Below are 11,909 nucleotides of genomic sequence, written 5' to 3'. Positions count from 1 at the left end.
GCCGGGGAAGCGATCGCCGGGTAGTCCGAGTGCCGGGGGAAGCGATGGTCCGGGACGGTGGCAGCTGGGCGGTGGGCGGTGCGGTCGGCTGTGGACAGCGATGCCATGCGTCGGCGAGTTCGTCGCGTCGGGCTCGGTGCTCGCTTCTGGCCGCCGGACATGAGCAGGCTCGGCTCGAGGGGATCAATGCCGGGGTGTGGCAATAGTTTCCGTTCGCGGCCGAACTTGCCACGCTCGATCTCGCCGCCGCGGCAACGGTAGTCGCGGCGGTGCCGGTATGCCGCCGACCGGCAGTCGCCGGTGCGCTAGTGGCTGCCGACGTGGTGACGAGGCGGTGGCCGGTGCGGCGCTGCTCGGCGTGGCGGTGGCTGGTTCAGCAAGGCATGAGGAGCCGCTGGCGGCCGAGGCGGTGGTGGGTGCATGCGCATTGCGGCGGCACTGGCGCGGTGGCGATTGGTGGCTGGTGCGGCAGTCGGCGCCAGTTCGTAAATGGTCTGCGCTCAGCGCCTTCTCGTATCTTGGGCGGTGGCGAGGGGGTGGCTGGTACACGGTGTGGCATTGCTCGGCGCGGCGGTGCCTGGTACGCCGACGCCTCGCGGTCGCTGGCGTGTAGGTGCATGCTGCACATTGCGGCGGTGCTTGCGAGGTGATGCTCGAAGAAGCGTCTACCCGTCGAGACGATGGCCCGTGCGGGGATGCCCGCGGCGGCAGTACGGTCCCACCTCGATCACAAACCGTCCACACGGTTCACAGGGGCTGCATACCCTGTGAGCCGTGTGCGGGCTCTGTGGGTCTGCTGCCCAGAGACCAGGCGAGGCGGTGGCGAAGGCGCTGCGGGGCAGGGGGATCCGGCGGTCAGCGGTCGAGGACTGAGCCGTCGCCGTCTACGAGGAGGTTGGCTAGGCTGCGGAAGATGGGGAGGCCGGTTTTGATTTCCAGGTAGGCGAACTGGCCTTGGGGGTTGACCTCTAGGAAGTAGTACTCGCCGTCCAGGCCTAGGCGAATGTCCAAGACGCCGAAGGAGAGTCCTAGGGCGCCCATGAGGGTGGCGAGGGACTTGCTTACCGAGGCGGGGAGATGTTCCGGGACGAAATCGACGGAGGTGTCCAGGCGGGAGTCGACTCGGCCGACGCCCGCTTGAGAGTCGATGCGTACGGTCCATTCGACGCCGTCGACCCAGACCACGCGCAGGTCGCACTCGGCGTCGACGTAGTCCTGGAAGGTGGTCGGCGCGGAGCGGATGCCGGCCAGCTTGCCGTAATCGGCCTCGGTGATGATCCTGGTCTCCGCGAACTCGGCGCGGCTGGTGCCGGTGCGTTTGTAAACGACTGGGCCGGGCCGGGATTCGGCGAAGCTGCGGGCCTCGTCCGGATCGTTGGTGATCAGGGTCTCGGGCACCGCGAAACCGGCCCGCAGCGCGGTCTCGAGCTGCACGATCTTGCGGGCCGCCATGCGGTCGGCGCCGGGATCGTTGATCCAGTTGGCCGGAATGGACCAGAGCATGCCCTGGATGAAGCTGTCGCACTCGGCCTGGCGGAAGTCGTCGTCGGCGGCGCGCACACCGCCCGGCACCTGGCAGGGGTGCGGGCGGCGCCACCAGACCGAGCGCACGTCGTCGAGGCCGATCACGTGCGAGAGGGAGCGTGCGGTGCCGAGCCGATCCAGCCGGAAACTGCCCGACTCGCGCGGAAAGTCGCGCAGGTCGAGCTGAATCACGTTGAGCGCGTGATGTTCCCGCAGCGTCGCCGCCATCGCGGTGGCGTGTAGATCGTCGGATTCCGACACTATGAGGACCGAGCTCGCCCGGCGTGCCGTCATGCGTGCACCGCTCAGTCGAGACTGTCGCAGTTGATGCCGTCGTCGCTGGTCGCGTGCGACTTGGTCTGGCAGTAGGTGAAGGTGGCGCCGTGCGCGCCGGTGAGATCGGCGAGTTGCAGGCGGTCGGCCCAGCTCTCGGTGAGCTCACGCAGCTGCTCGTCGCCGTGCGCCGCGGACGGCGTCTCGGTGAGCGTCATCGGCCGGTCGACCAGGTCGATGCGCAGGCGGCGGGTGAAATCGGCGGTGGCGCCCGCGCGGATGTCCACCAGCACCGGGCGGCCGTCCTGGGGCCGGGCCGCGTCGGACACGCACGAGAGTGCGTCGGGCACCGGCGAATCCAGCACGCGCAACACATCGGACCGACGGAAGGTCCACGTCCCCTCGGCGACGCGCACGCTGATATCTCGTTCCGACTCCGCTATCAGCAAACCCTGCAGCGGCGGGACACGGTCACTCTTCGGCGCGGTCCCAGGGAGGCGGAGTGCGTCGGTCATCACTGTTTCTCCGATCTGCTCGCGATTTGCCACGACCCCCGAGCGTGAACTGGATCATAACGCGCCGCAGCGGCGGAACGGTCCGGATCGGAAGATTTCACGGCCGGTGGCAAACCGGATCGGACGGCGGGATGCGCTAGCGCCGAAAGATTTTCGGTACTCTACGGACACCCGGCAAGCAACTACATAGCTACTTCTGGTCGGTAAAGTTGAACCCTGTATTGCCCAAGGTTGGCGGCTGTGCATCCGCACTTACCGATTCAACGAGCGGGCAGGTCCGAGGGCTCGCGCGGCGTCGCGAGATATTCGCCCGCCGCGGCGACGGGCCGACGCGCGGGGCGATCGAATAGGCCGGTGGCCGCCGATATCCCGGCGACGGCGGTTCCGTCGAGTTTGCGGATCGCCGTCGCCCTGCCCCGTTCCCGCGCGGAAATTTCACCGGCGATTGGCATTGCGCGCGGCCCACCAGTTCGGCGCGTCGACGAAGTGGTTGTCGAACTCCTCCTGCGCGCTCGCGAGCTCGGCCAGCGTCGACTCGCCCTTGGCGATGCGATCGAGCAGCCGGAAGTACTCGAAGCGCTGCACGCCGGGCATGAGCGCGATCATGACGCGCGCCGAACTGTCCGGCGTGGCGCCGAAGGCGTGCGGCATGAACTTCGGCACCACGATCGAGCCGCCCGCGCCGACGGTGACGATCCGGTCGCCGGCCAGCAGCTGCAACTCGCCGTCGGCGACGTAGAACAGCTCGTCGGAGGTGGTGTGGTAGTGCGGCGACGCGCCGTCCGCGCCCCGGCTCATGGTGACCTCGAGCGTGCTCAGCGCGCCGTCGGTGTCGGCGGCGTCGAGCATCAGTCGCATGGTGACCGTGTCGGTGCCGAGGGTCTCGGCGTCCTGCGCCTGACGGATCGCGACGTCCATGCGCGGGGTGAGGGTGCTCATCGGGTCTCCAGGTAGTTCGTTGATTAATAATTCGGTACAGAACTATATATCGGCGAATAGAATCCTGTCCATGGTCGAGACGCAACTGATTTCGCAAGCCCATGGGTGAGTCGCGGGACGCTCCGCGCTCAGATCGGTCGCCGAGTCGCGACGCCGCCGTGGGAACCTTCGTCACCGACGATCCGGTCGACGTGATCATCGGCCAGTGGCGGCGCGAGCGACCCGATCTCGAACTCGAGGCCATGGCGATCCTCGGTCGCCTGGCGCGGCTGCTCATCGTGGGTCAGCGGGTGGTCGAGTCGGTGTTCACCGCACACGGATTGCAACGCGGCGAGTTCGACGTGCTCGCGGCCCTGCGTCGCTCGGGGGAGCCGTACGAGCTCAATCCGTCTGTACTGGCCGACACGCTGATGCTGTCGCGGGCGGGCATGACCGGGCGGCTGGATCGGCTGGAGTCGGGCGGGCTGGTCCGGCGGGTCGCCGACCCGGACGACCGCCGCGCCGTGCGGGTCGCGCTGACCGACGACGGCCGCACGCTCATCGACCGGGTCGTCACCGCGCACGCGGAGAACGAAACCCGCATGCTCTCCGCGCTTTCCGCGACCGACCGCCGCGAACTCGACCGCATCGCCCGCGCGCTGCTCGCCAGCCTGGAGCCGGGGGAATAGGCAGCTTCCACAGTCCGTCCGGTGGCTGGATCGTCGCCCGGCCACGTCGTCGCCGCCGATAGAAATTCGGTCCTCCGCCTTGCCGACGATCCAGCCACCGCATGCATCCGGCCGGACTTGGAGACAGGGCGTAGGCGACCGTCGGGACTCCGATCGGGGCCGCTAGAACTCCGATCGGACCTCCCCAGTCCGGCACGCGAACTGGGTGCGTCGTTACCCGCATTCGCGCCGGTCAACGGGCCTACCGTGGGGTGACACGCCGAATTTCTCGGAGTGGTGCGCTAGGAGCGAACGATGATCGACATCATCACCTTCCGCGGCACCGGCGAGCCGCGGAACTCGAACGGTACGCCGATGGGCATGCTGCACGACGTCACGCGGCTGCTCGATCCCGAACGGTTCTCGTCCTTCGAACCGAATTGGCCCGCTGCCATCGGCCCCGTGCCGGAGCTGTGGGGGCCGTCGCTGGACACCTCGGTGCGGATCGGCGTCGAGAAGGGCGTCAAGGCGATCCAGGATTCGCCGAATGTCTGTGGGGTGCTGAGTTATTCGCACGGCGGCATCTGCGCGAGCCAGATACTGGAGGGAGTGCACGCGGGCAAGTACAAGAACACGGACGGGTCGCCGCTCGAGATCGCGTTCGCGGTGAACATCGCGAACCCGATGCGCAAAGCCGGGGAATCGGTGCGCAATCTGTGCCCGCCGTCGACCTTCGGCATTCACGGGCAGCGCTGTACGTGGCCCGCCGAGGTCGCCGTGCGCGAGTACGCCAACCCCGGCGACATCATCACCTCGTCGCCCGCGGACTCCCCGCTCCGGTTGATCGACATCGGCATCTCGCCGTTCTCGTTCCTCGAGGGCGCGCGCATCGGCAACCTCGGCCCGATGATCTTCGCCGAGCTGCTCGAGTGGTTGATGCGGGATCCGGTCTCGAACCTGGAGCGCTACGCGACGGCCGTCCGCGGCGTCATCGGGTACCTCACGCCGTGGCCCGACGGCCAGCACGTCCTGTACTCCGGCCACAACATGCCGGGTACGAACCACCTGTGGACCACCGACGCCGCCGAGTACATCAACAACACGTTCTGACCGATACCGGCGTCAGCCGAGGGCGCCTGGGCTCAATCTCGGCGGCGAACCGACGCCTCCACGAGATCCAATACCGCCGTGAGGTTTTCGTTCGTATGCCCGGAGGCGATGCGCGCGATGAGCCCGTCGAGCACGAGATCGAGGTAACCGAGCAGAACATCGGTGGGCACGTCGTCGCGCAACGCGCCGGCGGCCTTGCGGCGCTCCAGCCGGGCCAGCGTCGCCGCGGTCAGCTCCGCCGAGCGCTGGGTCCAGCCCGCCCGGAACTCGGGGTCGGTGCGCAACCGCCGGGCGATCTCCAAACGTGTTCCGAGCCAATTGAATTGCTCGGGGTGCGCGAGCATGTCGCGCATCACCCCGACGATGCCCTGGTTGGCCGCGACGTCGGCCATCCGCTCCGCGTCCTCCTGCGCGAGGGCGAAGAACAGCGCGTCCTTGTCGCGGAAATGATGGAAGATCGCGCCGCGCGAGAGGCCGATCTCCTCCTCCAGCCTGCGCACCGTCGCCCCCTCGTACCCGTACTCGGCAAAGCAGCGCCGCGCACCGTCCAGAATCTGGCTGCGCCGGGCGGCGAGGTGATCGTCACTGACTTTGGGCATAGCGGGCGGTGCTCCTCCAAGAGGTGTGCGAAGTCCGCGCACCGCGAAGCGCGGTGCGCGGACCCCAGATCAACGGCGTGTACGTGTTCAGCCGCGAATCATGTTGCGCAGCACGTACTGCAGGATGCCGCCGTTGCGGTAGTAGTCGGCCTCACCGGGGGTGTCGATCCGGACCACCGCGTCGAAGGTGACCTTCTCACCGTTCTCCTTGGTGGCGGTGACCTTCAGCGTCTTCGGCGTCGTGCCCTCGTTCAGCTTGGTGATGCCCTCGATGTCGAAGGTCTCGGTGCCGTCCAGCTTCAGCGACGCGGCCGACTCGCCGGCCGGGAACTGCAGCGGGATGACGCCCATGCCGATGAGGTTCGAGCGGTGGATGCGCTCGAAGGACTCGGTGATGACGGCCTTCACGCCGAGCAGCGAGGTGCCCTTGGCGGCCCAGTCACGCGAGGAACCCGAGCCGTACTCCTTGCCGCCCAGCACGACCAGCGGGATGCCCGCGGCCTGGTAGTTCTGCGAGGCGTCGTAGATGAAGGCCTGCGGGCCGCCGTCCTGGGTGAAGTCGCGGGTGTATCCGCCCGAGACGTCGTCGAGCAGCTGGTTGCGCAGCCGGATGTTGGCGAAGGTGCCGCGGATCATCACCTCGTGGTTACCGCGGCGCGAGCCGTAGGAGTTGTAGTCCTTGCGCTCGACGCCGTTGGACTCGAGGTACTGCGCGGCCGGGGTGCCCGGCTTGATGTTGCCCGCCGGGGAGATGTGGTCGGTGGTGACCGAGTCGCCCAGCAGCGCGAGCACGCGCGCGCCCTTGATGTCGGAGACCGGCTCCGGCTGCTGCGGCATGCCCTCGAAGTACGGGGCTTGCGCACGTAGGTGGACTGCGGATCCCAGGCGAAGGTCTTGCCCTCGGGGGTCTCCAGCCCGCGCCAGCGCTCGTCGCCCTTGAACACGTCGGCGTAGGACTTGACGAACATGTCCTGGCTGATCGCGCTGGCGATGGTCGCCTCGATCTCCTTCGAGGACGGCCAGATGTCCTTGAGGAAGACGTCGTTGCCGTCGGCGTCCTGGCCGAGCGGGTCGGTCTCGAAGTCGAAGTCCATCGTTCCGGCGAGCGCGTAGGCGATGACCAGCGGCGGCGAGGCCAGGTAGTTCATCTTCACGTCGGGAGAGATGCGGCCCTCGAAGTTGCGGTTGCCCGAGAGCACCGCGGTGACCGAGAGGTCGTTGTCGTTGATCGCCTTGGACACGGCCTCCGGCAGCGGGCCGGTGTTGCCGATGCAGGTGGCGCAGCCGTAGCCGACCAGGAAGAAGCCGAGCTTCTCCAGGTAGGGCCACAGGCCGGCCTTGTCGTAGTAGTCGTTGACGACCTGCGAACCCGGCGCCATGGAGGTCTTCACCCACGGCTTGGAGGTCAGGCCCTTCTCGACGGCGTTGCGGGCGAGCAGCGCGGCGCCGAGCATGACCGACGGGTTGGAGGTGTTGGTGCAGGAGGTGATCGAGGCGACCACCACCGCGCCGTGGTCGAGCACGAAGTCGCCGTACTCCTCGGAGGAGACCTTGACCGGCTTGCTCGGGCGGCCCACCGCGCCGTTGGCCGCGGACGGCACGAACTCGGCGCCGTCGTCGGCGAAGGACAGCACGGCCGGATCGCTGGCCGGGAAGGACTCCTCGACGGCCTCGTCCAGCTGGGTGTGCGGGGTCTCGGCGGCGGGGCCGGTCTCCGCGTCGTTGGTGTAGTTGTGGATGTCCTTGCGGAACGCGGTCTTGGAGTCCGACAACAGGATTCGGTCCTGCGGACGCTTCGGGCCCGCGATGGAGGGCACCACGTCGCCGAGGTCGAGCTCCATGTACTCCGAGTACACCGGCTCGTGCTCGGGGTCGTGCCACATGCCCTGTTCCTTGGCATAGGCCTCGACCAGCGCGAGCTGGTCGTCGCTACGGCCGGTCAGGCGCAGGTAGTCGATGGTCACCTCGTCGATCGGGAAGATCGCGGCGGTGGAGCCGAACTCGGGGCTCATATTGCCCAGGGTGGCGCGGTTGGCGAGCGGGACCTCGGCCACGCCCTTGCCGTAGAACTCGACGAACTTGCCGACGACGCCGTGCTTGCGCAGCATGTCGGTGACGGTGAGCACCACGTCGGTGGCGGTGACGCCGGCCTTGATCTCGCCGGTGAGCTTGAAGCCGACGACGCGCGGGATCAGCATCGAGACGGGCTGGCCGAGCATGGCCGCCTCGGCCTCGATACCGCCGACGCCCCAGCCCAATACGCCGAGGCCGTTGACCATGGTGGTGTGCGAGTCGGTGCCGACACAGGTGTCGGGGTAGGCCTGACCGTTGCGGACCATGACGGTGCGGGCCAGGTGCTCGATGTTGACCTGGTGCACGATGCCGGTGCCCGGGGGGACGACCTTGAAGTCGTCGAACGCGCCCTGGCCCCAACGCAGGAACTGGTAGCGCTCGCGGTTGCGGGAGTACTCGATGTCGACGTTGCGCTCCAGCGCGTCCGCGCGGCCGAACACGTCGATGATGACGGAGTGGTCGATGACCATCTCGGCGGGGGCGAGCGGGTTGACCTTGTTCGGGTCGCCGCCGAGGGTCTCGACGGCCTCGCGCATGGTGGCGAGGTCGACGATGCAGGGCACGCCGGTGAAGTCCTGCATGATCACGCGGGCCGGGGTGAACTGGATCTCGATGCTCGGCTCGGCCGAGGGATCCCAGTCCGCGATGGCGCGGATGTGGTCGGCGGTGATGTTCGCGCCGTCCTCGGTGCGGAGCAGGTTCTCCGCGAGGACCTTGAGTGCGTAGGGAAGTTTCTGGGTGCCGGGCACGGCGGAGAGGCGGAAGATCTCGTAGGAGTTGCTTCCGACCTCGAGGGTGCCCTTGGCGCCGAAAGTATCGATACTTGTCGTCACGTCAGCTCCACTCGTCTGTGAGGGTTGGCCGCCGGCGGGGCTGTGCCGGTGACCGAGTCTTTGCAGGTGCTCCGGCGCTCTGGTGCGCCGGTTCCTCGCGCTACGACCTTAACAGTACGCTTGTCCTGTGAAGCGCACGGGGCCGGTCGCCCTGGGCGGGCGACGGCGGCCGCGGGGGCGCGTCGCGTGCCGTCTGCGCGTCGTGCGACTCTCGGTCGCGTACTGTGCATTCGGAGCCAGCCTGGTGGCGTTGTGCTCACCAAGCAGTGTTGGATGCACGTCGCTTCGGATGCCGATGCGGCTCGACAGACCGGATGGAAGATGACCGTCTCGCACACCTCGGTTTTCACCCCCATGGCCGCCGAACTCCCGCCGAACGTCACCGAGGACACCGTCACCACCATCAACGCCGACCTCGCCGACAACCACGTCGCCACGGTGGACGGCAAGGATCAGACCGAGCTGGCGGCCATCGCCGCCGACGCGCGCGAGCACGGAATCGCGCTCAACATCGTGGTCGTGCCCGGCAATCAGGGTTATGAAAGCCTGCGCGACCTGGCCACCGAGGTCGGCCAGACGCAGCACGGCACCGTCCTCGTGCTGGCCGACGATTGGGTCGGCACCTACAGCGACTCCGTCTCCCGGGTCCGGCTGGAGTGGGCCGAGGACAAGGCGAAGTTCAACGGCGGGCACTCGGTCGAGGCGGCGCGGCACTTCGTGGACAAGCTGGAGCAGCCGGAGGTCGTCTCGTGGACGACCATCGCCGGGGTGTTGCTCGCGGGCACCGCGGCGGCCGTGGTCGGGCTCTACTTCGTCAAGTCGCGTCGGCGCGCCGAACCCGCCGCGCCGGTGAGTGTTTCGGATTCGGACAGCGATCGGGCTTCCACCGCATAGCTGGCTGCGAAGCAGCTACTTTTCCTGACGACCGGTATGTTCTACCGCTCGGAAACCTCTGCCGCATCCGGCTAATTCCAGGCAAAGGCAAAATTACGCGCCTGTCATTCTGTTACTGGAGTTCCTTTGGTGACGGAAGTGTCGTACGGTCGTGTAGTTACCGATGGGGAAGAAGTGTCGTCGCGGCTGATTTCCGACCTCGGTGCAGGTAGGTCGGGTCGGCGCGGACGGGGCGTTGCCGAAGTCGGGTCCTTGGGAGGTGCGATGCGCAACAACGGCGAGACCGCCTATCGGCGCCCGCTGTCGATCGCTCTCGGGTTGCTGGTGTCGGTCGCCGTAGTCCTGGCCGGGCCCGCCGTCGCCGTGCCGCCTCCGCCGCCGAACCCGAGCGACGGCCAGATCGCCGACGCCGGAGCGCAAGTCGACGCCGGCGTGACCGAGGTCGGCGCGCTCATCAACGAGGTCGCGGCGGCCGACCAGCAGTTGCAGCAGCTCGACGGCGAGGTGGCGCGCAAGCGCGAGGAGGTCAACAAGGCCCTCGTCGATCTACAGAACGCGCGCGACGCCGCCGACGCGGCCGCCGCCGTCGTGCTCGACACCCAGCGCGAATTGGCCGACGCGGGAACGCGAGTCGACTCCGCCCGGCGCAACTTCGACCAGTTCGCCGTGCAGGCCTACACGCGCCCCGCCGCGGAATCGATGGTCGTCTACCTGGCCGCCTCCACGCCCGCCGCCGCGCTGGACCAAGCCCAGCTGTTGTCGCTGGTCTCGAAGAGTCAGCGCCAGGTGCTCGACGGCCTACGCCGCGCCCAGATCGAGCAGGGCAACAAGAATTCCAGTGCGCGCCAAGCGAAGTCCGCCGCCGACGCGGCCGCGGCCGCCGCGGAACAGGCGAAACTCGACGCCGAGCACGCGGTCGCCGCCGCCAAGGCCGCGCTCGACCAGCAGACCGTGCAGCGCGACAACCTCCAGCGGCAGCGCCGGGATGCGCAGGGGCGCTTGGACTTCGCGCGACAAAACGTCGCGGGCCTACAGGGTCAGCGCGATGCATATCTGAACTGGGATCAGCAGCGAAAGGCCGAGGAGGCCGCGGTGCGCGCCGCGGCGGCGGCAGCGGCGTCCCGCGCGGCCGCCGATCAGAACGCGCAGGGGCGGGCCGGTCAGCTCGGCGCGGGCAAGCGCCCGCATACCCAGCTGGAGAGTTCGGCGCCGCCGCGGCGCACCACCCCGCGGCCGAACCTGCCCTCCATCAACGGCGCCGCGGCGATCGAGACGGTGGTCGACCGGGCGATGTCGCAGCTCGGCGTCGTCTACGCGTGGGGCGGGGGAGACGAGGACGGCCCGACGCTCGGCATCCACGACGGCGGCGTCGCCGACAGTTACGGCGACTACAACAAGGTCGGCTTCGACTGCTCCGGCCTGATGATCTACGCCTTCGCCGGAATCGGCGTCGCCCTACCGCATTACAGCGGCTACCAGTACAACGCGGGCACCCGCGTGCCGGTGGCCCAGCGCGTCCGCGGCGACATGCTGTTCTGGGGCCCGGGCGGCAGCGAGCACGTCGCGCTGTACCTCGGCGACGGGCAGATGATCGAGGCGCCCGAGTCGGGCGACGTGGTCCGGGTGACGGCGGTGCGCGAGGGTGGCATCATGCCCTACGCCGTGCGGATCGTCGACTGACGTCGCCGGGCCGCGAAAAGCACGGACCGGGACAGCCGAAAGCTTCGAATTCCCTTCATGTCGGGTCCGGTTGCGGCACATACGGCCATTACCTGGAATAGTTGTGGCAGCACGCACAGGACCGAGGCGAAAGCGGGGATGTTGGTGACTTCGACAGATGGTGTGAGCGGGGCGAATTTGGCGAAAGATGCGCCTGCGTCCACGCCCGGCACCCTGGAGCGTGACGTCCAGATCCTGGAGAAGGCGATCTATGAGGTCAAGCGGGTAATCGTCGGCCAGGATCGGCTGGTCGAGCGGCTGCTCGTCGGCGTGCTCGCCCGAGGTCACGTGCTCCTCGAAGGCGTGCCCGGCATCGCCAAGACGCTCGCCGTCGAGACCTTCGCCAAGGTGGTCGGCGGCTCGTTCTCCCGGGTGCAGTTCACCCCGGACCTGGTGCCCACCGACCTCATCGGCACCCGGATCTACCGGCAGGGCCGCGAGGAGTTCGACACCGAGCTCGGCCCGGTCGTCGCGAACTTCGTGCTCGCCGACGAGATCAACCGCGCGCCCGCCAAGGTGCAGTCGGCGCTGCTCGAGGTGATGGCCGAGCGGCACGTCTCGATCGGCGGCAAGACTTACCCGATGCCGAATCCGTTCCTGGTGATGGCGACGCAGAACCCGATCGAGAGCGAGGGCGTGTACCCGCTGCCCGAGGCGCAGCGCGACCGCTTCCTGTTCAAGGTCGTCGTCGACTACCCCTCGGTGGAGGAGGAGCGCGAGATCATCTACCGGATGGGTGTCACCCCGCCGGAGGCGACGCGCATCCTCGCGCCGGAGGAGGTC

The 11,909-nt window shown here is 68.2% G+C and carries 8 protein-coding genes and 2 pseudogenes; 5 read left to right on the top strand and 5 right to left on the bottom strand.

The features are described from left to right. Nucleotides 1-855: 855 nt before the first annotated feature. The 3 genes from ON39_RS18960 to ON39_RS18945 all read right to left on the bottom strand — a co-directional run bounded on the left by ON39_RS18960 (nucleotide 856) and on the right by ON39_RS18945 (nucleotide 3,161). The gene (locus ON39_RS18960; protein ID WP_040736156.1) at nucleotides 856-1,818 is read right to left on the bottom strand and encodes an MvdC/MvdD family ATP grasp protein; all 963 of its coding nucleotides are present in this window, start codon (nucleotides 1,816-1,818) and stop codon (nucleotides 856-858) included. 11 nt (nucleotides 1,819-1,829) lie between these two features. Further along, the gene (locus tag ON39_RS18955; protein ID WP_040736154.1) at nucleotides 1,830-2,312 is read right to left on the bottom strand and encodes a hypothetical protein; all 483 of its coding nucleotides are present in this window, start codon (nucleotides 2,310-2,312) and stop codon (nucleotides 1,830-1,832) included. A 435-nt stretch (nucleotides 2,313-2,747) separates the two neighbouring features. Next, the gene (locus ON39_RS18945) at nucleotides 2,748-3,161 is read right to left on the bottom strand and encodes a cupin domain-containing protein (RefSeq protein WP_211336429.1); all 414 of its coding nucleotides are present in this window, start codon (nucleotides 3,159-3,161) and stop codon (nucleotides 2,748-2,750) included. Nucleotides 3,162-3,409: 248 nt separating this feature from the next. On the opposite strand from ON39_RS18945, the gene ON39_RS18940 reads away from it, so the two are divergent. Continuing rightward, nucleotides 3,410-3,919 carry a MarR family winged helix-turn-helix transcriptional regulator gene (locus ON39_RS18940; RefSeq protein WP_040736149.1) on the top strand — a complete coding sequence of 170 codons (510 nt, stop codon included), beginning with the start codon at nucleotides 3,410-3,412 and terminating at the stop codon, nucleotides 3,917-3,919. 294 nt (nucleotides 3,920-4,213) lie between these two features. After that, a complete protein-coding gene (locus ON39_RS18935) occupies nucleotides 4,214-5,008 on the top strand; it encodes a hypothetical protein (protein ID WP_040736147.1) in 795 nt (264 codons plus the stop codon). 32 nt (nucleotides 5,009-5,040) lie between these two features. Here ON39_RS18935 and ON39_RS18930 read toward each other — a convergent pair whose 3' ends face one another. Together ON39_RS18930 and ON39_RS18925 are read right to left on the bottom strand one after the other, a co-directional pair. After that, entirely contained in the window at nucleotides 5,041-5,607 is a 567-nt protein-coding gene (locus ON39_RS18930) for a TetR/AcrR family transcriptional regulator (protein WP_040736145.1), read from the bottom strand. Between the two features lie 87 nt (nucleotides 5,608-5,694). After that, nucleotides 5,695-8,513 (bottom strand): annotated as a pseudogene (locus ON39_RS18925) (aconitate hydratase). Nucleotides 8,514-8,834: 321 nt separating this feature from the next. Between ON39_RS18925 and ON39_RS18920 the strand changes: the two are divergent. The 3 genes and pseudogenes from ON39_RS18920 to moxR1 form a co-directional block, all read left to right on the top strand. Then, nucleotides 8,835-9,407 carry an Rv1476 family membrane protein gene (locus tag ON39_RS18920; protein WP_040736160.1) on the top strand — a complete coding sequence of 191 codons (573 nt, stop codon included), beginning with the start codon at nucleotides 8,835-8,837 and terminating at the stop codon, nucleotides 9,405-9,407. Nucleotides 9,408-9,671: 264 nt separating this feature from the next. Further along, complete coding sequence (locus tag ON39_RS18915) at nucleotides 9,672-11,087, top strand: NlpC/P60 family protein (RefSeq protein WP_040736141.1); 1,416 nt, start codon at nucleotides 9,672-9,674, stop codon at nucleotides 11,085-11,087. A gap of 138 nt (nucleotides 11,088-11,225) precedes the next feature. Next, nucleotides 11,226-11,909 (top strand): annotated as a pseudogene (gene moxR1 / locus ON39_RS18910) (chaperone MoxR1); the annotation flags it as partial.

This window comes from Nocardia tenerifensis NBRC 101015 (genome assembly GCF_000308715.1).
Classification (GTDB): domain Bacteria; phylum Actinomycetota; class Actinomycetes; order Mycobacteriales; family Mycobacteriaceae; genus Nocardia; species Nocardia tenerifensis.
Note: the sequence above shows the minus strand (reverse complement) of the source record. Positions and strands in the feature narration are given on the sequence as shown.